The 23,514-nt window shown below is 56.8% G+C and carries 27 protein-coding genes and 2 pseudogenes; 21 read left to right on the forward strand and 8 right to left on the reverse strand.

The window, feature by feature from the left end; genetic code table 11:
- Window positions 1-11 precede the first annotated feature (11 nt).
- Entirely contained in the window at window positions 12-995 is a 984-nt protein-coding gene (locus OAN307_RS04675; protein ID WP_015498690.1) for an extracellular solute-binding protein, read from the reverse strand.
- A 148-nt stretch (window positions 996-1,143) separates the two neighbouring features.
- Between OAN307_RS04675 and OAN307_RS04680 the strand changes: the two genes are divergently transcribed.
- Window positions 1,144-2,283 (forward strand): ROK family transcriptional regulator, encoded by a 1,140-nt coding sequence (locus OAN307_RS04680; RefSeq protein ID WP_015498691.1) that lies wholly within the window; start codon window positions 1,144-1,146, stop codon window positions 2,281-2,283.
- Between the two features lie 101 nt (window positions 2,284-2,384).
- Here OAN307_RS04680 and OAN307_RS29660 read toward each other — a convergent pair.
- Window positions 2,385-2,573: pseudogene (locus OAN307_RS29660) on the reverse strand (tyrosine-type recombinase/integrase); the annotation flags it as partial.
- Window positions 2,574-2,715: 142 nt separating this feature from the next.
- Here OAN307_RS29660 and OAN307_RS31615 point away from each other — a divergent pair.
- The 13 genes and pseudogenes from OAN307_RS31615 to OAN307_RS04745 form a co-directional block, all read left to right on the forward strand.
- Window positions 2,716-2,946: pseudogene (locus OAN307_RS31615) on the forward strand (IS6 family transposase); the annotation flags it as partial.
- A 230-nt stretch (window positions 2,947-3,176) separates the two neighbouring features.
- The gene (locus OAN307_RS04690) at window positions 3,177-4,649 is read left to right on the forward strand and encodes a hypothetical protein (RefSeq protein ID WP_015498692.1); all 1,473 of its coding nucleotides are present in this window, start codon (window positions 3,177-3,179) and stop codon (window positions 4,647-4,649) included.
- Complete coding sequence (gene pseF, locus OAN307_RS04695; protein ID WP_015498693.1) at window positions 4,646-5,344, forward strand: pseudaminic acid cytidylyltransferase; 699 nt, start codon at window positions 4,646-4,648, stop codon at window positions 5,342-5,344. Before OAN307_RS04690 ends, pseF begins: the two co-directional genes overlap by 4 nt.
- A complete protein-coding gene (locus tag OAN307_RS04700; RefSeq protein ID WP_015498694.1) occupies window positions 5,341-6,441 on the forward strand; it encodes a hypothetical protein in 1,101 nt (366 codons plus the stop codon). Before pseF ends, OAN307_RS04700 begins: the two co-directional genes overlap by 4 nt.
- Window positions 6,442-6,537: 96 nt before the next feature.
- A complete protein-coding gene (locus OAN307_RS04705; RefSeq protein ID WP_144055499.1) occupies window positions 6,538-7,086 on the forward strand; it encodes a hypothetical protein in 549 nt (182 codons plus the stop codon).
- 166 nt (window positions 7,087-7,252) lie between these two features.
- Window positions 7,253-7,486, forward strand: coding sequence for a hypothetical protein (locus OAN307_RS04710; RefSeq protein ID WP_044043209.1), 234 nt, complete (start codon window positions 7,253-7,255; stop codon window positions 7,484-7,486).
- Entirely contained in the window at window positions 7,483-8,532 is a 1,050-nt protein-coding gene (locus OAN307_RS04715) for an N-acetylneuraminate synthase family protein (protein WP_015498696.1), read from the forward strand. The genes OAN307_RS04710 and OAN307_RS04715 overlap by 4 nt, the downstream gene beginning before the upstream one ends.
- Window positions 8,529-9,161, forward strand: a complete 633-nt coding sequence (locus OAN307_RS25065; protein ID WP_015498697.1) for a GNAT family N-acetyltransferase — start codon at window positions 8,529-8,531, stop codon at window positions 9,159-9,161. Before OAN307_RS04715 ends, OAN307_RS25065 begins: the two co-directional genes overlap by 4 nt.
- 119 nt (window positions 9,162-9,280) lie before the next feature.
- Complete coding sequence (locus tag OAN307_RS04725; RefSeq protein WP_044043211.1) at window positions 9,281-9,577, forward strand: hypothetical protein; 297 nt, start codon at window positions 9,281-9,283, stop codon at window positions 9,575-9,577.
- A 6-nt stretch (window positions 9,578-9,583) separates the two neighbouring features.
- Window positions 9,584-9,844, forward strand: a complete 261-nt coding sequence (locus OAN307_RS04730) for a hypothetical protein (protein ID WP_044043212.1) — start codon at window positions 9,584-9,586, stop codon at window positions 9,842-9,844.
- Window positions 9,845-10,183 carry a hypothetical protein gene (locus OAN307_RS04735; RefSeq protein WP_015498698.1) on the forward strand — a complete coding sequence of 113 codons (339 nt, stop codon included), beginning with the start codon at window positions 9,845-9,847 and terminating at the stop codon, window positions 10,181-10,183.
- A 2-nt stretch (window positions 10,184-10,185) separates the two neighbouring features.
- A complete protein-coding gene (locus tag OAN307_RS04740; RefSeq protein ID WP_015498699.1) occupies window positions 10,186-10,494 on the forward strand; it encodes a hypothetical protein in 309 nt (102 codons plus the stop codon).
- Between the two features lie 6 nt (window positions 10,495-10,500).
- Window positions 10,501-10,752 (forward strand): hypothetical protein, encoded by a 252-nt coding sequence (locus tag OAN307_RS04745; protein ID WP_044043213.1) that lies wholly within the window; start codon window positions 10,501-10,503, stop codon window positions 10,750-10,752.
- On the opposite strand, the gene pseC is transcribed toward OAN307_RS04745, so the two are convergent.
- From pseC to OAN307_RS28790, 5 genes are all read right to left on the reverse strand, one after another.
- Window positions 10,749-11,888 carry a UDP-4-amino-4,6-dideoxy-N-acetyl-beta-L-altrosamine transaminase gene (pseC, locus tag OAN307_RS04750; protein ID WP_015498700.1) on the reverse strand — a complete coding sequence of 380 codons (1,140 nt, stop codon included), beginning with the start codon at window positions 11,886-11,888 and terminating at the stop codon, window positions 10,749-10,751. The genes OAN307_RS04745 and pseC overlap by 4 nt on opposite strands.
- Window positions 11,888-12,886 carry a UDP-N-acetylglucosamine 4,6-dehydratase (inverting) gene (gene pseB / locus OAN307_RS04755; protein ID WP_015498701.1) on the reverse strand — a complete coding sequence of 333 codons (999 nt, stop codon included), beginning with the start codon at window positions 12,884-12,886 and terminating at the stop codon, window positions 11,888-11,890. Before pseB ends, pseC begins: the two co-directional genes overlap by 1 nt.
- Window positions 12,887-13,624: 738 nt before the next feature.
- Window positions 13,625-14,110 carry a sulfotransferase gene (locus OAN307_RS04765; RefSeq protein ID WP_015498702.1) on the reverse strand — a complete coding sequence of 162 codons (486 nt, stop codon included), beginning with the start codon at window positions 14,108-14,110 and terminating at the stop codon, window positions 13,625-13,627.
- Between the two features lie 67 nt (window positions 14,111-14,177).
- Window positions 14,178-14,396 carry a hypothetical protein gene (locus OAN307_RS28785; RefSeq protein ID WP_187292542.1) on the reverse strand — a complete coding sequence of 73 codons (219 nt, stop codon included), beginning with the start codon at window positions 14,394-14,396 and terminating at the stop codon, window positions 14,178-14,180.
- 208 nt (window positions 14,397-14,604) lie between these two features.
- Window positions 14,605-14,772, reverse strand: a complete 168-nt coding sequence (locus OAN307_RS28790; protein ID WP_187292543.1) for a hypothetical protein — start codon at window positions 14,770-14,772, stop codon at window positions 14,605-14,607.
- Here OAN307_RS28790 and OAN307_RS29665 point away from each other — a divergent pair.
- The 6 genes from OAN307_RS29665 (at window position 14,717) to OAN307_RS29380 (ending at window position 22,151) form a co-directional block, all read left to right on the forward strand.
- The gene (locus OAN307_RS29665) at window positions 14,717-14,986 is read left to right on the forward strand and encodes a hypothetical protein (protein WP_333783214.1); all 270 of its coding nucleotides are present in this window, start codon (window positions 14,717-14,719) and stop codon (window positions 14,984-14,986) included. The genes OAN307_RS28790 and OAN307_RS29665 overlap by 56 nt on opposite strands.
- Window positions 14,987-15,143: 157 nt before the next feature.
- On the forward strand, window positions 15,144-16,922 hold the full coding sequence (locus tag OAN307_RS04775) for a sensor histidine kinase (protein ID WP_044043221.1): 1,779 nt from the start codon (window positions 15,144-15,146) through the stop codon (window positions 16,920-16,922).
- Window positions 16,919-18,250, forward strand: coding sequence for a sigma-54-dependent transcriptional regulator (locus OAN307_RS04780; RefSeq protein ID WP_015498705.1), 1,332 nt, complete (start codon window positions 16,919-16,921; stop codon window positions 18,248-18,250). Before OAN307_RS04775 ends, OAN307_RS04780 begins: the two co-directional genes overlap by 4 nt.
- A 226-nt stretch (window positions 18,251-18,476) precedes the next feature.
- The gene (locus OAN307_RS04785) at window positions 18,477-19,463 is read left to right on the forward strand and encodes a TAXI family TRAP transporter solute-binding subunit (protein WP_015498706.1); all 987 of its coding nucleotides are present in this window, start codon (window positions 18,477-18,479) and stop codon (window positions 19,461-19,463) included.
- 126 nt (window positions 19,464-19,589) lie between these two features.
- On the forward strand, window positions 19,590-21,818 hold the full coding sequence (locus tag OAN307_RS04790; RefSeq protein WP_015498707.1) for a TRAP transporter permease: 2,229 nt from the start codon (window positions 19,590-19,592) through the stop codon (window positions 21,816-21,818).
- Between the two features lie 141 nt (window positions 21,819-21,959).
- Window positions 21,960-22,151, forward strand: a complete 192-nt coding sequence (locus OAN307_RS29380) for a hypothetical protein (protein WP_217564380.1) — start codon at window positions 21,960-21,962, stop codon at window positions 22,149-22,151.
- Between the two features lie 7 nt (window positions 22,152-22,158).
- Here OAN307_RS29380 and OAN307_RS29385 read toward each other — a convergent pair whose 3' ends face one another.
- A complete protein-coding gene (locus tag OAN307_RS29385; RefSeq protein ID WP_217564381.1) occupies window positions 22,159-22,374 on the reverse strand; it encodes a hypothetical protein in 216 nt (71 codons plus the stop codon).
- Between the two features lie 28 nt (window positions 22,375-22,402).
- On the opposite strand from OAN307_RS29385, the gene OAN307_RS04805 reads away from it, so the two are divergent.
- Window positions 22,403-23,437, forward strand: a complete 1,035-nt coding sequence (locus tag OAN307_RS04805; RefSeq protein ID WP_015498708.1) for a glutathione S-transferase C-terminal domain-containing protein — start codon at window positions 22,403-22,405, stop codon at window positions 23,435-23,437.
- The last annotated feature ends 77 nt before the right edge of the window (window positions 23,438-23,514 follow it).

The following is a 23,514-nucleotide window of genomic DNA, read 5'->3' on the forward strand; positions in this document are numbered from 1 at the left end:
GCAGTTTGGTTTTATTGAACGTCGAGGACCATGTCCTGCCAAGCGTCTACGAGCCGTGCGCGGTTTTCGGCAGCCCAACCACTATCATAACCGACTGAATTCACATCCCCCAAAGGGAGCAGTGCGGGGTTGGATGCGACGTCAGACCGGACCGGACGACGGCCCTGTTCTGCCACGACGATCTGTGCCGCCTCAGACATCATGAAATCAACGAAGGCTTTGCCGTTTTCGCCATTCGGACCACCCGCGATCAACGCCATCGCATCGGGTGCAATCGCTGTGCCCTCAGACGGATAAACGATCTGCACCGGTCCGCCACCTTCGACGTAGCGCAATGCTGCGTCCTCAAGCGTTACACCTACCGCGAGTTCACCGTCATTGACGAACCGTGGCACCGCGCCGGAACTGTCAGACAGTACGAAATTCGACAACATGCCTTTGTAAATGTCCCAACCGGCGGCTTCGCCCTCAAACGCCTGAAGGACCGTGGCCAATTGAATATAGGCCGACCCCGATGCCTCCGCACGCGCAGAGGAAATCATTTCGTCATACATAGGATCAGCGAGCGACGCCCAGCTAGCCGGAACAGCCAGTCCGTCTAGCTCTTCCTCATTGACGATCAAAACCATCACAACTGCTGTGAATGGCGACCACATATCGCTTTGCTTCATGCCATCGGCAAGCATGTCTGATCCGGCTGCTTCATAGGCTTCGAACAAGTCGGGGTTAAAGTCGATAACTGTACCGTCGACGCTCCACAATACATCCCCCATGGGGGCGCTGGATTCTGCCGTAAGGCGGTTCAGAAGCTCGCCAGATCCTGCTTTGATTATCTCGACGGACGTACCGGTCTGTGCTTCGAACATCGGCACAAGCGCGTCGATGAAGTTCTGCGGCACGGCAGTATAAACTGTTACAGTGCCTTCCGCCGTTGCCATGGACGCGCTAATCGCCAGCGCGGATACCATCGAAATGGTCTTGAGTGAATTCTTCATGTGACCTCCCACAGTCGTTGGTGTCGGCCTAGAATCCGACTGAATAGGGAGCAATATGCGCGCCCCTGATTAGATTGCATTCCAAAATATAATGCGAGTCAAGGAAATTATGAATTGAACGGAGCGCCTAAATGCGCGACGAACAGGTATGGGGCAGCCATTTAATCTGAGTTTTAACGCACGGCGTATTGTATCGGACATCCGGCGCGTCGGCCCAATGTCGCGCGCTGATTTGGCCCGCAACCTGTCGATTACACCGTCAACGGTAACGCGTTTGGCAGTACAATTGATTGATGACGGATTGCTGTGCGAACGCGACGACACGAACCGAAAACCCCAGAAAGGCTATCCCGCCAAACTGCTGAACCTCAATCCGCGCGGATTATGCACTGCGGGTGTTTATCTTGATCCCGATCGCATCATGACCTGTATTTCAACCTTATCTGGGGACATCCTGGCGCAAGATGAAATGGCGGTTCCAGATCGATCGTTCGACGCGATCATGTCAGCTGCGGGCGCGGGGGTGAAAAATCTTATCGAGGATGCAAATGTCGATATAAGTCGTATGGCCGGGTGCGGTGTCAGTTACCCGGGGAGATATTCACAAGACCCAAACCGCGTGATGCGCATCAGCCAATTCAAAGGCTGGCCGAAGGTCAACGTTCGTCGCGACCTGTCGCCATATTTCGGGATGCCGGTCCAACACATGAACGATGCCAAGGCCGCCTGCCTTGCAGAATTGTATCACGGCACAGCCCGTAATCTTCAGAACTTTTGCTACATTTGGCTGTCCTATGGCATTGGAGGGGCCGCTGTTGTGGACCAGCACCCCTATTTGGGACGCAACAACGGTGCCGCTGAATGGGGTGGTCTTTTCCCAAAATCAAAACCCCGTCCGTCTGGCCAAGATCTACTTGATAGTTTGGGGCGTGCAGGTCTCCCGCTTGACCGTTTGAGCGATTTTACCGATGATCACCTGACCCATCCCGCCGTGACGCAATGGCGTGAAAGGGCTTCTGAACAGATATGTTGGCTCTGTCTCGTTATTGCGCGAACATTCGCTCCGCAGGGCATTGTCATTGGTGGGACCTTACATAACAGGATCATTGAGGGCTTCATCAGTGACATCACCGATCGCGACAGCCTTGGCGAAGAGTTTGAACAGGCAGCGCCAAAGATCATTCGTGCATCTAGGGATCACCTTCCTCAGCTTGGACCAGCGGCTTTACCCGTCCATAACGTTCTCAGCCCAGCACGATATTTGGGACAAGTCAGCAAGGGTAGGTGAGCTACTGGGAGTCTAGACAACATCTATGATCGACTTATCTAAGATGCTCGACAAGATGGCCCCATCTGGCAACTCGTCTGGCCCGCTATTCTACTCTTTGCTCAATTGTTGATGCGGCTAAGAATTTCATCGCATGCTACCTCCATCGACGGACGTAAGGCATCCAAGGACGGCTGTGTATATCGCTGCCCAGTGATCGACAACGGCATGTGATTGAGCAGTCTGACTGCAATTTATTCGAGTACCCCGGCTTCCATTGCAACCGTCGCGAATGTCCAGCGATGCATATATGATTAAGCTCCGAGATTGCAAAGCGGCGTTGAAATGACTCAAGAAATCAATAAAATGCCATTTGCGACCGGACATCATCGCGACGGGCAAGCTTCAGTCTGAACTGCTGCGACGAAGGTCATCGCCAATGCTGGCGAGCATGAAACTGGCCGCTGGCTGAACAATCGCGCCGAGGATCCTGATCTGCCATTTTGACGACGAGAGCGGGCCATGCTGCGCTTTCGGCACATGCGAAGTCGGCAGAAATTCGTTGCCGTTCAAGTATCCGTTCAAAACCATTTCGATCAGGAGAGCGCCGATTGCACTAGGAACAATTTCAAACTCACTCGGACCGCAGATCTCGCCGAGTGGCGCGGTCTTTGTTCCGCGTAAGTTCTGGTATTTCGCTGCAAACTGAGACAGGTTTTCATTCGCCTGAAAGCACGGCCACTGCTGCTTGGCACTGTTCCCTGTCCGTCAACTTTCCTCTCTCTCACCGCGCAGCTCAGGGCCAGGTTGCTGGCCGGGCCGGTTGCTGGGATCTATGGGGGTGACAGTTGCCTTGGGCCAAAGGCGCTGCTACTGACAAGAGCGTTTCGCATGCACAAACTGGACTTTTTATAATGCGCCTTACAGTCGTAGCCACAGCCTGCAACCTTGCGGATATCACCAAGGCGCTTGCCAGCCAAGCCGGCGACGGGATCAGTCATCTGGTGACTTTTGGCAGCCGGGCAGCAGACTACAAGGCCTCCAGCCTGCTGCGCATGACCTCCGCGCAAGGCCAGCGCGGGCACATCATGAAAGACGACCGGTTCACTGGGTTTGGTCTGGCGCTGACCCAGTCCCCCGGGTTCGAGGCGTCGCTGCTTGAAGCGATGGACACGTTGCAGCGCGGGTCCGAAGGCCATGTCTATCGCAACCACGATTTGCAGTCGCCATCGGACTACGTGAACTACGTAAGTATCATTGCTGATCGCATTGCCACTATCCTGACCGACGAGGCAATTGACACGGTCCTGTTCTACGACGTGCCGCACTTGTTCTATGACAGCCTGATGTATCATGTGGCCAAGGCCTTGGGCCTGCGCACGCTGGTGCTGCGATCCGCGCATATGCCGCGACAGTTCTATTCTATGTCCGATATTACCCATCTGGGACACACCCGATCTGTGCCCGGTGCCGAACCCTTTCCAATAGAACCGGGAAAGGTGCCTGAATTGTATTATATGAAGGGTATAAAGCAGGAGAAAAGCGAATTGGGCCGGATCACGGGCCGGGCTTTGATGCATCTGGTTGCCCATGTGATGACGCGGGAGCCGCAACTGCTCCTACGGCCCGGGCGGCTGTGGTCGATATATCGCAGGATGGACGCGGCGGCGCGGCGCTTGCCGAAATGGCGCGACCCCTTCGCGCGTTTTTTTAGCACTGACAGCCTTTTCTTTGCCGAGCAACTCGCTGGGATCGAACAGACCGAGCCCGACTTGGGCCAGCCGTTCGTTTATTTCCCACTGCATTTGCAACCTGAGATGACGACCTCAATTCTGGGTGGGGTGTATCGCGATCAGTTGATGGCGATCGAGGCAACCGCGGCGATGCTGCCCGAGGGTTACTTGATCTACGTTAAGGAAAACCCCAAGCAGGATGGGCGCTATCGACGGCCGCTGTTTTACCATCGGCTGCGGCGCATCCCACAGGTGCGCATGATGCCTTCGCACGCCAATACCCACGATTTGACCGGTGCTTCGGACTATGTGGCGACGATTTCGGGGACCGTTGCATGGGAGGCGATCTTGATGGGCAAGCCCGCGCTTGTCTTTGGCGACACTTGGATGCAGGCATTGCCGGGCGTTACGCGTTACCGCCCGGGGCTACGCCATGGGGACATTGCCGACGACGCGGTGGACCATGACGCGCTGCAACAGGCTGTGGGAGTGTTAGTGGCGGCCAGCCACGAAGGCGTACTGTCGCGCCATGCCGCCCGCCAAGACGCGGACCATAGCGCTAGCGCAAATGCCGAGGACGTGGCGACCACGGTTTGGTCGCTGCTTCAAGGCGAGACGCCACTGACCTTCACCGCGCCTGGTGAGGCGTCATGAAAGCAGTTGCGGTCATTCCCGCCCGCGGTGGGTCAAAGCGAATTCCACGTAAGAATATCAAGTCCTTTCACGGTCGCCCGATGATCGCTTGGTCGATCGCAGCGGCGCGCGCATCGGACCTGTTTGATCGGATCATCGTCTCTACCGACGATGCCGAAATCGCCGAGATTGCCCGTGCCGCTGGGGCCGAAGCTCCATTTCTACGCGACGCCGCGCTGGCTGATGATCAAATAGGCGTAACTGAGGTGGTGCAAGATGCCATCGCACGTCTAGGCGCCGAAGGGGCGGTTCCGGATCTGACCTGCCTGATCTACGCCACCGCGCCATTTTTGCGGGCCACTGATCTGCGTGCGGGCCACGCCCGGTTGATCGAGACAGGGTCGCTTTTTGCGGTCTCGGTTACTAGCTTTCCGGCGCCGATCCAGCGTGCGCTGGTGATTGAGCAGGGGCATGTCCGCATGATGAATGAGGAAAACCTGCTGGTGCGCAGCCAGGATCTGGTCGAGGCCTATCACGATGCTGGGCAATTCTGCTGGGGTTTAACGGAGGGGTGGCGCGCAGGCCCACGGGTGTTCCGCGCACCCACAGCGCCCGTCATGCTGCCGCGCTATCGGGTGCAGGACATCGACACGCCCGAGGATTGGGAGCGCGCGGAGATCGTTGCCCGCGTGCTGGAGGAGGAGGCTGGCCGATGACGGGCGCACATGCGCGGTCAAAGCTGGGGGTATTTGTCAACGGTATTCCCGAATTCGAGAACCTGTATCACCTGTTATGGCGGCTCAGGGCGCGCGACAGGGTTGATCTGCGGGTCTTTTCCACGACTGGTCTTCGGCGGTTGGAGCCACGCACGCGCGCGTTGTTCGCGCAGGCACAGATCCATCCCGTGATTAGGCCAAATCGTCTGATGAAGTGGCGGCCTTGGTATCGGCAGGTGCTGAGTGGTTTGGACGCCGCGCTCAGCTTGGGTGATCCGCTGAACGACCACTCCAACCACGGCCAACGCACCGCGCATATGGCCACGATCGGCCTGCCCACGATCTACCTGCAGCATGGTGTCATCCAAGAGGATGTAACCTACCGCAAGCATGATCGGGCGATCGATTTTCATTCTGAACTGATCTTCCTGTTCGAGGCGTTGGGCGAGAATCGGGCAATTTTTGCGCCCGGTGTCGCCGACCGGATGGAGGTAGGTGGCTTTTTCAAGAAACCCAGCCTGCACCCAAAACCTCCTGCTGCCGCCTTCGCGACCGAACTTGCGGGCTATCGCCAGCGATTGCTATTCTGCCATTCTTTCCGGTGGGCGGGGCGGTATTCCGGCGCCGACATCGATGCCTTCTATGCCATGATCGCGACATTCGCCCGGAGCCATCCTGACGTCGCCGTCATCATCCGCGCCCATCGTGGCAAGCGCCGAAGCGCCTATTCCGACCATGACGCGCGGCTGCAATCGGTGGTCGATAACGTTTATTTTTCTTACCAACACTTTGGTCCAATGAAAGGTATGATGATGAGCGACGCTGTGGCGATGTCGGACGTTGTGGTCTCGACCGCGTCGACGGCATTGTTGGATGCGCTTTACGAGGGACTGCCGACCGGAGTCTACCTCAACGAGTCTGAGAAATTCATGGGCCTGCCGCAGGTGTCCTGCGCGGCCAGCTTTGCCGCACTTTCGGCTAATGGCTTTTCCGACGGCATGCAGGAGATCGTTGTGCGATACGGCGATGTTGATGCCAATATCGACCGGATATGCGACCGGATCGAAGGGTATCTTTCCCAGCGGGCCATGCGATGATCCCGCGCGTCGCCTTTCGCGTTGCGGCAGCGCCGGGGGTGGGGTTGGGCCATGCCACACGCTGCCGGAGGCGGGCCGCAGGTTTCGACGCCCCCCTTGTTCATCACGAACGTTTCCGGGGTCGAGGTGCTGGCCAACATTGACATCCAGCGCGCCGGGATCCTTGCGCTGGCTGATGGGGTCTCGACTGCCGACTGGCTTGCCGCGAATCCTGAGATCGCGGCGGTGGTTGTCGATATGCTCAACGCCGGCAACTTGGCGGCGACGGTCGATGTCGCAGAACTAGTTGCAAGCAGGCGCCATGTCACGGTTATCAATTCGATGCAGCCCAACCATTTCCGCGACCCGGTCGCGCCTGCCAGCGCCCCCGATCTGCTGGTGACGCCCTATCTGCGGGCTGAGGATTTGCGGCCACCGCCGCGCGCGCGACGCTGGCTGGCGGGCGCGTTCTACGCCTTTTTGCCACTGTCCTACGGCGAGGCGCGTTTGCAGCCATTTCCAGACGAACCGCGTATTCTAGTGGCCTGCGGCGGCGCCGATCCTAGCGGTCTGTGGGTGCACATCGCGAGCCGTCTGGCCGAGGGGCACGCTGGTCGACATTGTTGTTGGCCCTCAATTCGCCCCGACCCTTGTCGAAGCTCTTGAACGGCCGACAGCTGATCATCCCCATCTGCACCTTTATGAAGGGCGGCGCGATCTGATGCCGCTTTATCTGACGGCGACGGTGGTTCTGGGGTGGCCGGGCCTGTTGCGCTATGAGGCAGCCACGCTGGGGCGTAACGGAATTTATCTGTGGGAAACTGAGGCATAGATGGCCTATTTCAAGGCTTTTCACGACAGCAGCGTTGCCGAGGTTCACCTTGCCGCGCTGCCGGGCGGCGCAGCAATGGCCGATGCAAGGGTTATCGAGTTGACAGACCTGAGCATGCTAAGGCAGGTGTCATGCAGGAATGCGGCCGCTGCCATTGATGGTGGTGGCGCAGCTCGTATTACCGAGGCGATCGGTGCAGGGCTGGCAGCCAAAGAGGGCAAGGAGCAGACATGAGCATGAGCATCGAGGGAAAGTCTATCGGTCCAGGTGAAAAGTGTTTCCTGATCGCCGAGGTGTCGGCCAACCACGATGGCGACCTCGATCAGGCGCTGGAGCTGGTGGACATCGCGGCCGATGTAGGCTGGGATTGCGTAAAGTTTCAGACCTATAGTGCCGACAGCCTGACAGTGCCGTCGAGACATGCCTCGATGCGGATCGACCCAATTTGGGGTACCGACAATCTTTACAATCTCTATACCAATGCCGCGATGCCAATGGATTTCCACGCGCCGCTGTTCCAACGCGTGCGCGAGCAGGGCATGCTACCCTTCACCTCGATCTATGATCCGCGCGATTTGGACTTCATCGAAGGCTTGGGCTGCGCATTTTACAAGATCGCCAGTTTCGAGATGACTTTTGATGACCTGCTGATCGCGGTGGCGAGTACGAAGAAGCCAGTGGTAATGTCTACAGGTATGTCCGACCTCGCCGAAGTTGAGCATGCTCTAGAGGTCTTGGACCGTGCCGGATCAGGGCCGATCATCCTGCTGCATTGTGTATCGTCGTACCCAACTCCACCCGATGAGGCGAACCTTCTGGCGATGAAGACGTTAGAGGCGCGTTTTGGGAGGCCGGTAGGGTTTTCTGATCACACCGTCGGCGCGGTTGTGCCGTTGGCTGCCGCTGCCCTCGGAGCAGTCGCGATTGAGAAGCATTTTACCAACGACCCGGCCCGGAAGGGTCCAGACCATCGGTTTTCCGCCCCGCCGGACGTGATGCGCGATATCGCCGATGGCGCCACAATGATCCACGCTGCCCGCGGCACTGGTGAAAAGGTTGCGGCAAAGGCGGAGGTGGGCAACCGAAACTCCTTTCGCCGGTCGGCATTCGCCATGCGTGACATTGCGGTAGGGGAAGTTCTGAACCCTGAGGATTACCGTTTTGTGCGCCCTAACGCGGGAGTCCCCGTCAGCGACAAGGCTGCACTCGAACACCGGACGATAGCTCGCGCGATCCGGCAATATGACCCGATTAACTATGACGACCTCGTCCGCAGATGAGGCTGCGTCCCGCCACAATGGCAGATGCACGTCGGCTGTTCGATTGGCGCAACGATCCTGCTACGCGCGCGGCCTCGGTAACGACCGTGCCGGTCAGCTGGGAAGATCACTTGACGTGGATGGAGGCAAGCCTGAGCCAGAGCAGGCGGCATCTTCATATTGCCGAGGGCGATATTGGCCCTTTGGGCAGTCTGCGGCTGGACGATTGCTTGGAAGGCACTGAACTGTCGATCACGTTGGCACCCGAGGCACGTGGTCGCGGGCTAGCCGCGTCATTGCTGCGCCTTGCCACAACAGAAAAAGGGCTGTATCTTGCGCGCATTCGGCCAGAAAACACCGCCAGTCGCCGGGCGTTTGAGGCTGCGGGGTTCCAGTTCATCCGCCATTCCGATAGTATGGACTGGTTTCGTAAAGACTCACAGGAGAGTAACATGACCCCCGAACAGATAGAAGCCAAGCTCCGGTTGATCGACGGTATCGAACAGGTGCGTTCGAAGAATAATGTCAACTGGATGAACCTTCTGCGCGTGGCGTTGAAGGCGAACCCCGAAGCGACGTTGGAATTGGTGCGGGACATCAACAGCAAAGATAATGAGGTTTCGGAGCTGTTCGCCAAGCTCGGCGAGTAGGCTTCCAGTCCTGCCATCATCTGTGGCGGCTTTGCCGGTATATACACAGCCTGACAGCTGGCGCGCGACGGAATGCGCGTGATGCTCGTGGAGGCACGTTGTGGTCTTGGCGCGGGTTCATGGTGGATCTCGGCACCCATAACCTTGATCTGCGCAGTCCGAGCGGTGCTGCATTCTACGAGCATGCCCTTCGCGACAACATCGTAGTGACGGACGTCCATAACTGGGCCACGACCACCGATCGGACCTGGACCAGAGGGTTCGAGATGCCCGATTTCGGGGTCGGCGATACGGCACTGTGTGCAACGGCGATGCGCGAGTTGACGGAGTTGTGTGCAGCCGGAGCCGTACCCAGTGGTGACGGCTATGACGCCTGGCTTTTGGCGCGTTTCGGTCCAGCCCTTGTGGGGCGGTAGCGCGGGATGCTGGCCAAGGTTCTGGGCGGTCGGTCTGAGGGGCTGGCGGTCGAGGCGTGTGGTCCGCTTGGTATGTTCGCGCGCCCCAAGCTGAGCAAAAATGCACAAATGGCCGAGTTGAAACAGGCTGATGGTTTCTGGGATGATCGCCTTGGGGTCAGCCTCGATTGCGACGATCCGCAGTTTGCCGGGCGCAGCGTCACCAAACGCTTTGGCTATCCCAAGGCGGGTGCGCTGCGGTCGCTTTGTACTGCCGCGACCGAATGATTGAACGAGGCTGGCGTTAGGGTCCTGACGCAAACCCGTGTGATGGCGCTGGAGTCGCAGGGCGATCAGATCATGCTGCGGACATCGGGCGGCGATCTGCGGGCTGGGCGCGCATTTTGGACATTGCCCGATCATAGCCTTCTGGATCTGTTGGGCTTGGATCTGGACCTAAAGGCCACGGCCATTCCCGTAGGCCGCGCCTTCTATGCGTTCGAGCTGTCGGCCCGTGACATCGCGGGCCCCGATTACCTGCATGATTTCAACGAGAGCCGCTTGCCCTATCGCTACAACAGTTGCGGTCTTTATTGCGGACAGGTGCGCGACGACGGCACCACCTAGTCATGGCTGAGGTGCCGAGCCATCCGGCGAAGCTGGCACGGTTATTGACCAAAGAGGTCGAGTCCGAGGTCTGGCGCGCAATGCTGGATGTGGGCTTGCGGTCTTTTGCCATTTTCTGCGCGCGCGGCAGTACGGCCCGCTATCACGGCACCGACATTGTGCCGGAATTTGTGGGGCTGGCCACCACAGCGCTGGCCGATGACGTGGCCGCCTCCGTCAGTCTCGCAGATGCCGAGGATGACACAATGCCCTCGGGGTTTGACTATGCTGTGCGGTCAGGGGTGTTCAATAACCGTATGGACGACAACTGAGGCTTCATGACGCGCACCTTGCGCCAGATGTGGGCCGCTGCCGACAAGGGCATCGCATTCAACGCCATGTCGAGCCATGTGGATTACCGCGACGAAGGCCTGTTCTACGTTGATCCGATGCAGGTCTTCGCGTCCTGCAAGGACGATCTGGGCGGTCATCCGGTGCTCTGCCAAGACTATGTCACGCGTCCTGGCGAGTTCCCGTTCGAGTTCGCGATGTATGTCCTGAAGGCGCCGCTCGTCCCGTCGGAGAACTAGCCGAGCGCGCTTGCCAATGCCGCGATCACCACGTCCTGATCCTCTTCGTTCAACCCTGCATAGAGCGGGATGGAAATCGCATGTGCATAGTACTGCTCGGCATTCGGAAAATCTCCCTCCGTAAAGCTGCGCGAGGCCCAGTAGGGCTGCATGTGGACGGGGATGTAGTGCACGTTTACACCGATCCCGGCCTGGCGCAGATCAGCAAAGACACGGGCGCGATCAGCCACCTGAATCGGGTAGAGGTGATAGCTGGAATAGCTTTCTGGATGCTGTGCGGGCCGGGTCAACGGCAAGTCGGCCAGCCGCCTGTTATAGCACGCGGCCAGTTCGTTGCGGCGCGCCACGAACGCGTCCAGACGGTCCATCTGGCTCAGTCCTAAGGCGGCTTGCATCTCGGTCATGCGGTAGTTGTAGCCCAGATCGACCATCTGGTAGTACCAGCCGCCCTCACTGTCCCCGGCCATCCGCGCCGGGTCGCGGGTGATGCCGTGGCTGCGGTGCAACTCCATCCGGGTGGCAAGCTCGGGGTTGTTGGTAGTGGCCAGCCCGCCTTCGGCGGTGGTGATGATCTTGACGGGATGAAAGCTGAAGACGCAGATGTCACTATGGGCGCAATTGCCAACCGGCCTGTCGCGGTAGCGCGCGCCGATGGCGTGGCTGGCGTCCTCGATCACACTGAACCCGTAGCGTCCGGCCAGCGCGCCGATGGCGGCCATGTCGGCGCTTTGTCCCGCGAAATGCACGGGCATCACGATCTTCGGCAGATGGCCCGCGGCCTCGGCCTGGACCAGCTTGACCTCGAGAGCGGGAACACTCATCACATAGGTGTCGGGATCGGTATCGACGAAATCCACATCTGCGCCGCAATAGACGCCAACATTGGCGGACGCCACGAAGGTATTAGGCACCGTCCACAAGATGTCTCCGGGGCCCAGATCCAGCGCCATGCACGCGATATGCAGCGCCGAGGTGGCCGAGTTCACCGCCACACCGTGCGCCGCGCCGCACTGACCCGCAACAGCAGCCTCGAAGCGCGGAACGACAGGGCCCTGCGTCAGGAAGTCAGATCGGAGAACTTCGACCACAGCCGCAATGTCCGCCTCAGAGATGTCCTGTCGGCCGTAAGGGATCATCAGACACGACCCACCTTTGCGCGGTTCGCGTCAATCCAGGCGCGCAATGTCTCGGACGGCATCCATTTGGGATTGTTGTCTGAGGCATAGCGGAAATCCTCGGCCACCTTGCGGCCATCCTTGATTCGCGCGGGATCAGTGGACCAGTTGTGGATCGCCGGGATGATCTTGAAGTGGTCGTCATATTCGTAGGTGTGCGGCGCGTCTTCGGGGCCGATCATCTGTTCATGCAGTTTTTCGCCAGGCCGAATGCCCACGACATTGTGGGCAAAGCCCGGGCGCACCGCTTCGGCGATCTGCATGATGTCCATCGAGGGGATCTTGCGCACATATATTTCGCCGCCGATGCTGTCCTCGAGTGCATGCCAGACAAGTTCGACCCCTTGTTCCAGACTGATCATGAACCGCGTCATACGCGGATCGGTGATTGGGATCTCAGCATCCTCGTCCAGCGACATGAAGAACGGAATGACCGATCCGCGCGAGCCCATCACGTTGCCGTAGCGCACCACAGAAAAGCGGCATTTGTCAGCTCCTGAGTAGGAGTTTCCGGACACGAAAAGCTTGTCTGAAGCGAGCTTTGACGCACCATACAGGTTGATCGGTGCCGACGCCTTGTCGGTCGACAGTGCCACGCATTTTTTGACACCTTTGTCGATGCAGGCGTCGATCACGTTCATAGCCCCCATGACGTTGGTCTTTATGCACTCAAAGGGGTTGTATTCGGCGGTCGGTACGATCTTGGTCGCGGCGGCGTGGACGACGTAGTCGACACCGTCCATCGCGCGATACAAGCGTTCACGGTCGCGCACGTCGCCGATGAAGAACCGAACCTCTGGCAGGTGGCCATAAAGCTTGGCCATATCCCACTGTTTCATCTCGTCACGTGAAAATATGATGACACGTTTGGGTTTGAAACGCTCGATCGTCATCGGGACGAAGGCAGACCCGAAAGAACCGGTGCCACCGGTGAGCAGTATTGTCGATCCCTTGAGCATAAGTCCCCTTTCGCCAAGTCGGGGCAAAGCCCTAATTTCACTCTGTGGCGGGTTTAGCGCGAACATTTGGCAGTGTCCATCAGTAGGTGCCGCAGCCTACAACGTATTGTGGCGTTGTCTGGACCAGCCATGGCTTGAATTTGCGTGGGTCTCTTTGTGTTTGTGACTGGATACTTCTTCCTTGTCGCCTCCAAGCGCCCGGTTGCAAGTTTGCTCAGCCGCACCTGGTCAAAAAAGTAGGACCGCTTCAGGCCCCTAACCGCCCGCCCACCCACACCGACGTGGCGCTCTCTGGCTGCAGCTGCAGCGGGAAATAGACATATTCGCCATCGGTCGATTTCTTGGCCCTCTAACCTGGCCATGTGGTCTGAATAGGCCAGCTCGTCTAGGTGGAAAAACAGCGTTTTAAGGGGCGCGCGCCACCTTCGGGAGGGCGTCATAGGTTCGGCCCATTTTGCGGACAAAAGGTGAGTGGTTCACGTCTGAAAAGGGCGCATCCAAGACAAGCGGCGGTGAAAATTGGGCAGGTGGTTGGGGTGTGGCGGCCCAGCGCCATTGGCTCTTTTCCTCGCGGATGCGTCTTGTTCAGCGCGAGGAAACCCGCCATCCTTTGCGCCTCATAAAACAGTGCAGGTACTCCTCGATGATATGTTGATCCTCATTTGAAATCACGTCATGTGCCACGCTCGGGTTGATGAAAACCGTCTCTGACACGAGACTGCGAAAGGAATTTCCAGACTAATGCATCGCGTTTTCGGTCGGACGGGTCATCGTTTCAGTGAATGCGATGCCAATGAAATCGGCGATCTTGCGCATCTCGAAATCTGGGTCAGCGGTCAGCCGATCGTAATCGAGCACATAGAGACGTTTGCCGGGGTAGATATTCCACAACCACCTTCGTCGCCGAACCTTGCGCGCGAAATCGACGGCCGGATAGCCGCCTGACCCGTACAGATGCGCAATATTCTGGAGCGACAGGTAGTGCTCGATTGGATCGCGGGTGCATTGGATGAACCGTCCACGCGGCCCAAGCAAGCGGACCCACTGCAGTTCGCAGTTTTCATTGTGTGGTGCTTTGCAGACAAAATGGATCGAGCCTCCTTCGACGGGCAGTCCCATGGCGGCAATGTAGGCACCGATTACGATACGGAACCGGTCGATTGCCTTATGGCGTGCCAGAAACCCGTCCCGAAATAGCCGGTCGAACAGAGTCCAGTCAAACATCGAATAATCCGTCTGGCCAAATCCCGCCCCGCCATGAGATCTGTAATCGTCCCGACCATAATCTTTCTTACCCGCCGACAATCGACGGATGTTCTGATTTCCCAAAAACGCTTCGGCTGCCGCGGCCCCGTCTGTCGGCCTTCATGTGGAAAAAGCGAAACTCTTCAGGGAAGACGACAAGGTCAGGATGCCCATCGAGAAGAGTAAGGGGCAGCGTCGTACCGGTTTTCGCCATGCCTCCGATTATCGTCGCCTTCAGATCCCTCGCCCAGATAGGATCGAGCATCGCGAGACTGCAGATCGTTTGGGTGTCTGTTGTCACGGGCGTTGCATGTCTAAACCTGAAAGTATCCCAGCGTGAGTGTCGCTGCTGTCTAGAACTCCGGTCAATCCTATTTGGCCCGCTCGCTGTGTTGAACGTCAAGAAGAAGTCACCCAGGACTACCATCCTGAAATGACCCACCTAAAATTATATTTCGGAGGTCAGGCGTGGGTCAAGACATGATGTCCTCCGAGGGTGCGGTCAGAGGAAACTGACTTGCGGCGAGCAGGGCGGCGACTTGGCTTCGTCGGGTGATTAAACGCAGCCCTTTCCACTCTTTCAAGATGTCGCCTGCAATCATCGTGCCGGATAAGTTAAGATCTTGCAGTGCGGCGATCAAGATCGTCGGCAACGCTGATCATCAAGAAACGGGCCGCTGGCTGAACCACTGGGCTGAAAATTTTCGCCTGCCTTTTCGGTGTCGACAGCGGACCATGCTCCGCTTCCATCGTATGCGAAGTTTGCAGAAATTCGTTGCCGCTCATGCATCAGTTTATACCCTTTTCAATCTAAAGCGCGCGGATTTCAGCAGAACCAATTTCAAACTCAACTGAGCTGCTGTACATGGCGAGTGGCGCGGCCTTTGTGCGGCCTAGGGCGCGGTGTTTCGCGGCAAACTGAGACGGGTTCGCATTCGTCTGGCAGCACAGAAAAAAGAATTGATCGGAAATGCGTTTGCAAGTGAGCGGTCCTCTATCGCATATTCTTCCAATGATATTCACACGCCGCTCTGCGTTCCTATGTGTTGCCAGCCTGGCTTCGGTTTTTATTATCGGAGGTGCTGCGTCATTTACGCCTTTAGAGAGGTATTATTTCCAACGTCAAGCTGAACAAAACAATGTACCGCTTAGGCTCGCTGCCGAAAGTTTGCGTGCGGCACTTGATCGATACGCGCCTCTGCCCGCGCTGATTGCCGAACGCCCGTCGCTGACGCAACTTTTGTCTCGCCCGGACGACGGTGCACTTGTGGCGCAAGTGAACGAAGACCTCAGGCAAACAGCCTCCGTCGTGCGTGCCTCCGATGTGTTTTTGATGGACATCACGGGCAAGACCCTTGCAGCGGCTTCTTATCTTGGCCCCGAAAGTAATTTGGACCGCAACTTTAGTTACAAGACCTATTTCGCACAGGCGTTACGTGGGGACCTTTCAAGTTTTCAAGTTTATGGCACCACAACTGGCGAACAAGGCTATTTTTATGCGGCTCCTGTCGAGGATGGCGACCGGATCGTTGGTGTTCTGGCCATAAGGTTTAATATCACGGCCTTTGAAAGTGTGTGGCGTGGTGCGGACAGTGAATTTGCGGTGTTTGACAGCAATGATTTCATCTTGATGTCATCGCGTCCCGATTGGCATTTTCGCGCGATGCGCCCGCTGAGCGATGCCACACGTCAGGTGATTGCGCAGAACCTGCAATATCCGATTGATCGGATTGATTTGCTGCCCATCACAACGCGAAGCTTGAGTGAATCTGCACAATATTTAAGTATCGAAGGTGATCGGCGTGAGAGTTTTGTGATGTCCTCGTTGAAGTTACCAGACCGCAACTGGACAATAGCGTCACTGTCGCCGACCACACCTGCCACGTTGAACGCGCTGCGCACACTTTTGATTGCGGGGCTGACCATCCTTTTGATCTTGGTGGGGCTTTTGGCGTATCTGCTTAGGCAAGCGCGACACCTGGAAAAACTTTCTCAGCAAGAAAAAGCCAAACGCGCCTTGGAAGTGGCTGTCGCGGACAGGACCGCTGAATTACGCCAAGCGCTTGCAGATCTTGAGCAGACGCAGACGGAACTGGTTCAGGCAGGCAAACTCGCGGGGCTGGGTCAAATGTCAGCGGCATTATCGCATGAATTGAACCAACCACTTGCTGCGGTCAAAACTTATTCTGATAATGCCCGCGCGTTTTTAAGGCGCGAAAATATTAAAGAAGCTGATGAAAATCTTGGCAGGATTTCTAAAATGGTAGATCGGATGGCATCGATTTCTGCGCACCTTCGTAATTTTGCCCGCCGACCTCAGCAGGCCATCGGAGCAGTGCAACTGGACGCGGTTGTGCAAGACGCGCTTGGCGTTGTTGATGTACGTTTGAATTCAGAGGGTGGGCGCGTCGTCTACAATTTGGCAGACTCTGACGTTTATGTCATCGGTGGTCACGTGCGTTTGCAACAGGTCATCGTGAACCTGATCAATAATGCGCTTGATGCAATGGCTGGCCAGAACGACCCTGTTGTTGAACTGAGCGTGTCGGGCACCAGTTTGCGTGTCCGCGATACGGGAGCCGGGCTTGATCCCGAGATTAGCAATCAAATTTTTGATCCGTTCTTTACCACCAAAGCCCCGGGAAAGGGCCTTGGGCTCGGGCTATCGATTTCATATAATATCGTATCAGACTTTGGCGGCACTCTGACGGTGACCAATCACCAGGACGGGGGTGCTATCTTCTGTGTTATGTTGCTACCTGCCACATCAGAACACATGGCCGCGCAATGACAGAAACAGTTTTGTTCGTAGACGACGAGGAAGAGTTGCGTATTGCAGTTGCTCAGAGCTTAATGCTCGCAGATCTGCCTGCTGAGGTGTATGAACGGGCTGAAGATGCGTTGGCTAAGATCAGCCGCAGCTTTCAGGGCGTTCTTGTCACTGACATACGAATGCCCGGCAACGACGGACTTTGGCTGATGCACCAAATTCTGGAGATTGACCCTGAATTTCCTGTTATTCTCGTTACGGGGCACGGTGACGTGGATCTTGCTGTGCGATCAATGCGCGAAGGTGCCTATGATTTCATCGAAAAGCCGTATCCGCCCGCGCGCCTTGTCAGCACGGTTCAACACGCGTTGGAAAAACGAAGACTAACGATTGAAAACCGGTCCTTGAAGCAAGAAGTGGCGGGTGACGACAAGCTTGAGGCACGTTTGATTGGGCGCTCTGCGCCCATGGAGGGGTTGCGCAAAGCGATCCGCACGATTGCAGCGACGGATGCGGACGTTTTGATAACGGGTCCGACCGGCGCAGGCAAAGATTTAACCGCGCGTGCGCTGCACGACCTTTCCGAGCGTGCGCGCCATCCGTTTGTTCATATCAACTGCGCGGCTTTGCCCGTTGATTTGGTCGAGACAGAACTTTTTGGCCATGAAGCGGGCGCTTTCGCAGGTGCCATCCGCGCACGCTTTGGAAAGTTCGAACATGCCCGCCAAGGTACGGTGTTCTTGGATGAGATCGACAGCCTTCCTGTCGCTGTGCAGGCTAAATTTTTACAAGCGATACAAGACCGGCAGATTACCCGACTGGGATCGAACGAACCTGTTGAACTGGATATCCGCGTGATTGCCGCGGCGAAAGCCGATCTTACAGCCGCGGTTACGGTGGGGACATTCAGGGCAGATCTTTTCTATCGCTTGAATGTCGTGACGCTTGATGTTCCATCCTTGAATGCGCGGCGAGACGATATCCCATCGCTGTTCCTGAATCTCACCGCACAAGCCGCTGCGCGGTATTCAAGGCAGATGCCAGACGTCCCTGCTGAGGTTCTGTCACATTTGGCGACGCAACAATGGCCGGGCAACGTGCGCGAGTTAAGAAATGCGGCTGATCGGTTTGTACTAGGTCTTGATCCGCTCGTTATTCCAAACGCCGAGACCACAGATAGGACGTTGGCGGACGCAGTCGCGGTACATGAAAAGGCGCTGATCTATGCGGCTTTGACTGCAAACGCGGGGCGTTTAAAACCGACCTACGAGGCGTTGGGTTTGTCACGAAAAGCACTGTACGAGAAAATGCAAAAGCATACCATCAACAAGGATGACATTGCCAAGTAGAGACCATCGCCAGCGCAATGTCCCCTTTGCAACCCATCAACTGTGCCGTTTGTCCCGTTCCTGACCCATCATCAAAAGATTTCCAAAATGTTAACGTTAACGGACCTATCCCGCAGTTGCATGAAGCGGGTCGCTGGTGTGGCTGTGCGTCAAGTCATATCGCTTATCGCGTTTGATTCGAGGCCCTTCCGGGAGGGGATGGCTGAACATTATGGAGGAATTACCGATGAAATTAGCAGCGCTTATTGCGACGACCGCATTGACATCTACGGCTGCATCCGCCGACGGCCACGTCGATCGCACGGCTTGGCCTGAAAGCTTTACCGTTGGCACAGCATCCCAAGGCGGCACCTACTTTGCTTACGGTTCAGGCTGGGCGAACCTGGTCGCTGAAGAGCTTGGCGTAACTGGTGGCGGCGAAGTCACAGGCGGCCCGATGCAGAATATGGCGCTGGTTCATACCGGTGACGCACAGTTTGGCATGACAACAATGGGTCCCGCGGCGGAATCCATTGCTGGTACCAACCCAATCGCGCCCGGTCTGGAAATGACCAACGCCTGTGCGATCTTCCCGATGTATCAGACGCCGTTCTCGGTGACCGCGCTGACGTCTTCAGGTATCGCAACGATTGCGGACATTCCTGATGGCGCACGGATCGGTTTTGGCCCGGCGGGTTCCACATCCGACACATACTTCCCACGCATGATGGAAGAACTTGGCGTTAACTTTGAACGTCGTAACGGCGGTTGGAGCGACCTCGGTGGCCAATTGCAGGACGGTCTGCTGGACGTGATCGCATTCGCGGCTGGTGTTCCAGTGCCAGCGGTCAGCCAGTTGGAAGTCCAGACCGACGTCAACATCATCGAGTTCTCCGAAGTAGAGCAGGCGACAATTCAGGCGGCGTTTCCCGTGGCGGCCTTTGACATCAGCGCCGATGCCTACACGACGCTGACCGCCCCCGCGCGATCCGTGTCCATGTGGAACTTTGCGATTGCGAACTGCGATCTGCCCGCCAGCTTCGTGAAAGCCGCAGTTGATGTGGTGATGTCCGACAACGAGCGTATGGTGAACATCCACCGTGCAGCGCGGACAACAATCCCCGAAAACTACACCAAAAATGCGGGCGTTCTGCCTTGGCACCCTGGTGCAGCTGAATGGTTCATCGAGAACGCAGGTGCAGATATCCCTGCCGAACAAATCTTCGGTAACTAAGATTTCTCACGCTTTGGGGCTGCGTCACTTGCGTGGCCCCAAATTCAATTCTTACACTTCCAAAATGAGCGACGCGATTGACGACCCTCCTGTGGGCGTTCTTCGTGTTTGACATGGGGCACCATCATGACCGACGCAACGCAAAACGATGATCTAACCGATGGGCCTGTACTTGCAGAAGGGGTTGATGACGAACCCGTTGTCAGCAACCAACGCTTGTTCACCGGCAAGGCCAATTTAGCTATCGCTGCCGTTGCGGGTTTTTATGCGCTGTTCCATATGGCCGCCCTAAATGGCTGGTCTATTCGCAGCTGGACTGGCATCGATATTTCCGGCTTGCCTGTGTTCCCGATGGAAACATGGAATTTTCGCATCGTGCATATCGCAGGTGCCCTGATCCTTGGGTTCTTGATGTATTCCGCGCGCGCCTTTCCCGACGATGACAAAGGCGGCAAGCACCCGCTTGATCTGTTAGCCTACGTGGCGCTGTTGCCTGCGCTTTATGCCTGTTTCACCGTGATATCGTTTGCCAACCAGATCGCCGGTGGCGTCATGTGGAACGGCATCGACGAGGGCATCCGCACTGCCGAGACGTATCATTACGGAATCCCCCTGATCGTGGCGACCGTTGCAGGTATTGTCATCAGCTGGATGCGTCCGCGCGTTCAGGGCAGCATCGCCCCCGCTGATATCGTTCTGTCGGTCTGCGCTGTCGCGGTTGCGGCTTATCTGATCACGATCTTTGGCACATTGATGCGCAACTCAACCGGAACACCGTTCGCCCCCATCGGGATGAGCATCGCCGCGGTTGCGGGCACGGCACTGATCATGGAAATGACGCGGCGCGTGGCCGGTCTTGCGCTGATCATTATCGCGGGCGTCTTTCTTCTGTATGTCTTTGCCGGTGATTTGCTACCTGGTTTCCTGAACGCACCCGACATCACATGGCAGCGTTTCTTTAGCCAAGTTTACACGGATGCCGGCATCCTTGGGCCAACGACAGCTGTGTCGTCGACCTACATCATCTTGTTCATTATTTTTGCCGCTTTTTTGCAGGCGTCCAAAGTTGGCGATTATTTTGTGAACTTTGCATTTGCTTGCGCAGGCCGTTCGCGCGGTGGCCCAGCGAAGGTCGCGATCTTTGCATCCGGTTTGATGGGGATGATCAACGGGACCTCTGCGGGTAACGTGGTTGCCACAGGGTCGCTCACCATCCCGCTGATGAAGAAAGTTGGCTATAAGCCAACAACCGCAGGTGCGGTCGAGGCTGCAGCGTCAACCGGTGGGCAGATCATGCCGCCGATCATGGGCGCAGGTGCGTTCATAATGGCGGAAATAACGGGTATACCGTATCAGGACATCGCGATTGCAGCGATCATCCCTGCGGCGCTCTATTTCGTGTCGATCTACTTCATGGTGGATTTCGAGGCTGCCAAATTGGGCATGCGCGGCATGCGTGAAGACGAACTGCCCAAGTTCAAAGATATGATCCGTCGCGTCTTTTTGTTCCTGCCCATCATCATCCTGATTGCGGCCTTGTTTATGGGCTATTCGGTTATTCGGGCGGGCACATTGGCAACAGCATCAGCGGCTGTTGTCAGTTGGTTCACTCCCTACCGGATGGGGTTTAGGTCTGTGGCCAAAGCGTTTGAACTGGCAGGCGTGATGTCGATCCAGATCATCGCAGTCTGTGCCTGTGCAGGTATTATTGTGGGGGTGATCTCGCTCACGGGTGTTGGCGCACGGTTCTCATCTGTGTTGCTGAATATTGCTGATGCCAACCAATTGCTGGCACTGTTTTTCGCAATGTGTATCTCGATCATGTTGGGGATGGGGATGCCAACCACAGCTGCCTATGCAGTGGCTGCGTCGGTTGTCGCCCCGGGTTTGATCCAACTGGGTATTCCCACACTGACGGCGCATTTCTTTGTCTTCTACTTTGCTGTCGTGTCGGCGATCACGCCGCCTGTCGCGCTCGCCAGTTATGCGGCGGCCGGCATATCGGGCTCGAACCCGATGTCGACATCCGTGGCGTCGTTCAAGATCGGAATTTCAGCGTTCATCGTGCCGTTTATGTTTTTTTACAACGGCGCCCTGCTGATGGACGGCGCGTGGTACGAGATCTTGCGTGCGGCCCTAACGGCGATCTTTGGTGTCTTCCTGCTGTCGTCGGGTGTTCAGGGTTGGTGGGTCGAAAATCGTGCGGCGGGGCCGATCCGTATTGGACTGATCGTTGTTGCGCTGTTCATGATTGAAGGCAGTCTTCTCTCGGATATTATGGGGATTGTCGGCGCGGGTGCCTTGTTCTTCGTCGCCAGAGCGATGGGACCAAAAACGCCATCGGTGGCCGCGTAGCGTCGATTAGTTCAGCAATTGTAAGGGGTCAGTTGCCTATCACGCCCCTAGTGGCGGTGGATCATACTCTACCCGCGCGATTCGCGGGACGCACATCCCGGTTTCCGTGAAAAAACCCGGCATTGGCTTAGCGCACACCGAATGTTTCGCCAACTCAGCGCATCGGTGCGCAAAGACACCGAAAGCTATCTGAACGGCGACACGGACGCCCAAGATTATGCTGTGCGTCTCAGCTATCGCGGCAATGCTTTGGTCGGGAACTTGCACGTGCCCCATGGGGGGGGAGGATCATTACTATTCCCCTTAACTGTCCGCCGCAGATTCCCGTTTTAACGCTGGATTAGAAATCTTGGAAAAGGATCATGCCGCCTTGGATATTGCGCTGGATAGTTTTACCCGTACAGCCAATAGGACCAATAAATTGATCCGACTGGATCAAAATGCGGCACGCCAAGAGACTGCTAAACTGCACGGGGTCGCCCAAACTATTTAAAAGTTCCTTGAGCGGCACCTGTGCGATGAAGAAAAACTGGTGGTGCCGATCATTCTGCACCATCGTTTGCATGGATAAGTAGGGGATTAACGTGACCAAGAAATCCATCGAAGAAGCGCAAACAGACGCCGCCGCACGGCGCGCCAAGGGCGAATTCGTGCGCGGTGTCAGCAGTTTTAGGTCCGTCTTGGGCGAAGATCCTGATTTTCCGACTGAGCCTAATCGCTACCACTTGTTCGTTGCGCTTAACTGCCCATGGTGCCACCGTGTGACCTTGGCGCGCAATGTACTTGGCCTGCAAGATAGCATCACCATGGATGTCGCTTTCCCCAGTCGCACGGGCCAAGATGACCCTATCGCGCCGAACCGTTGGGAATTCAATCCAACCCGTATCGCATCTCTGACGGGCGCGATCCTACCCGAATGCACCACAGAGACGGCGACAGGTCAGAACGTTCGACTGGCCAGACAAATCTACGAACAAGAGGGGTCTGACGAAGCGTCAGTGCCGATCCTTTATGATAAGAAGACCAAGCGGATCGTGACCAACGAAAGCGCCGACATCATTCGGATGCTGAACACGCAGGCAGGTGCTCTTGGCAGTACCATCGCCGCCGACAACAGGCTGGATTTGTACCCGTTGGGTGATGAACATGCCCGATTGCGCCACGATATCGATATGTTGAACGAGCAGATTTACGTGAACATCAACAACGGCGCTTATAAAGCCGGGTTTTCGTCTGATCAGGCGATTTACGCGACTGCGTTTACAGCTTATTTCGATACGCTCGCCACGCTGGAAACGCGGCTCTCTGCCGATGACCGCCCGTTCCTCACAGGCGATCGCTTTACTGAGGCCGACCTGCGCCTTTTCCCGACGCTCTATCGGCATGACCCAGTTTATTATGTGCGGATGAAGCTGAACGGCGCCAGAATTCTGGACTACCCAAAACTCTGGCGTTGGCTTTGTCGGGTATATGCATTGCCGGGTGTGGCCGAGAGCAACTCGCTGGTTCACTGTCGGCAGGGGTATTTTGGCAGGTCTTGGAACAATGTTGTGCCTTTAGGCCCCCTCCGTCCAATGCCCTATCCAGACGCTTATTTGGATCCTGGCCTCGCATTCTAGGATAGTCGCATAACTGCAATGCGGACATTGGTTGCGTTGTAAAAAACCGACATGATGAGCCGAGGGCGGACCTTGCA

Origin of the sequence: Octadecabacter antarcticus 307 (assembly GCF_000155675.2) — a bacterium.
GTDB classification, from domain to species: Bacteria; Pseudomonadota; Alphaproteobacteria; order Rhodobacterales; family Rhodobacteraceae; genus Octadecabacter; species Octadecabacter antarcticus.

Coding starts and splice junctions, on each gene's coding strand:
- OAN307_RS04675 (WP_015498690.1), bottom strand. CDS start 995: ATGAAGAATTCACTCAAGACCATTTCGATGGTATCCGCGCTGGCGATT.
- OAN307_RS04680 (WP_015498691.1), top strand. CDS start 1,144: ATGGGGCAGCCATTTAATCTGAGTTTTAACGCACGGCGTATTGTATCG.
- OAN307_RS04690 (WP_015498692.1), top strand. CDS start 3,177: ATGCGCCTTACAGTCGTAGCCACAGCCTGCAACCTTGCGGATATCACC.
- pseF (WP_015498693.1), top strand. CDS start 4,646: ATGAAAGCAGTTGCGGTCATTCCCGCCCGCGGTGGGTCAAAGCGAATT.
- OAN307_RS04700 (WP_015498694.1), top strand. CDS start 5,341: ATGACGGGCGCACATGCGCGGTCAAAGCTGGGGGTATTTGTCAACGGT.
- OAN307_RS04710 (WP_044043209.1), top strand. CDS start 7,253: ATGGCCTATTTCAAGGCTTTTCACGACAGCAGCGTTGCCGAGGTTCAC.
- OAN307_RS04715 (WP_015498696.1), top strand. CDS start 7,483: ATGAGCATGAGCATCGAGGGAAAGTCTATCGGTCCAGGTGAAAAGTGT.
- OAN307_RS25065 (WP_015498697.1), top strand. CDS start 8,529: ATGAGGCTGCGTCCCGCCACAATGGCAGATGCACGTCGGCTGTTCGAT.
- OAN307_RS04725 (WP_044043211.1), top strand. CDS start 9,281: ATGGTGGATCTCGGCACCCATAACCTTGATCTGCGCAGTCCGAGCGGT.
- OAN307_RS04730 (WP_044043212.1), top strand. CDS start 9,584: ATGCTGGCCAAGGTTCTGGGCGGTCGGTCTGAGGGGCTGGCGGTCGAG.
- OAN307_RS04740 (WP_015498699.1), top strand. CDS start 10,186: ATGGCTGAGGTGCCGAGCCATCCGGCGAAGCTGGCACGGTTATTGACC.
- OAN307_RS04745 (WP_044043213.1), top strand. CDS start 10,501: ATGACGCGCACCTTGCGCCAGATGTGGGCCGCTGCCGACAAGGGCATC.
- pseC (WP_015498700.1), bottom strand. CDS start 11,888: ATGATCCCTTACGGCCGACAGGACATCTCTGAGGCGGACATTGCGGCT.
- pseB (WP_015498701.1), bottom strand. CDS start 12,886: ATGCTCAAGGGATCGACAATACTGCTCACCGGTGGCACCGGTTCTTTC.
- OAN307_RS04765 (WP_015498702.1), bottom strand. CDS start 14,110: ATGTTTGACTGGACTCTGTTCGACCGGCTATTTCGGGACGGGTTTCTG.
- OAN307_RS28785 (WP_187292542.1), bottom strand. CDS start 14,396: ATGCTCGATCCTATCTGGGCGAGGGATCTGAAGGCGACGATAATCGGA.
- OAN307_RS29665 (WP_333783214.1), top strand. CDS start 14,717: ATGTCGCCTGCAATCATCGTGCCGGATAAGTTAAGATCTTGCAGTGCG.
- OAN307_RS04775 (WP_044043221.1), top strand. CDS start 15,144: ATGATATTCACACGCCGCTCTGCGTTCCTATGTGTTGCCAGCCTGGCT.
- OAN307_RS04780 (WP_015498705.1), top strand. CDS start 16,919: ATGACAGAAACAGTTTTGTTCGTAGACGACGAGGAAGAGTTGCGTATT.
- OAN307_RS04785 (WP_015498706.1), top strand. CDS start 18,477: ATGAAATTAGCAGCGCTTATTGCGACGACCGCATTGACATCTACGGCT.
- OAN307_RS04790 (WP_015498707.1), top strand. CDS start 19,590: ATGACCGACGCAACGCAAAACGATGATCTAACCGATGGGCCTGTACTT.
- OAN307_RS29380 (WP_217564380.1), top strand. CDS start 21,960: ATGTTTCGCCAACTCAGCGCATCGGTGCGCAAAGACACCGAAAGCTAT.
- OAN307_RS29385 (WP_217564381.1), bottom strand. CDS start 22,374: ATGGTGCAGAATGATCGGCACCACCAGTTTTTCTTCATCGCACAGGTG.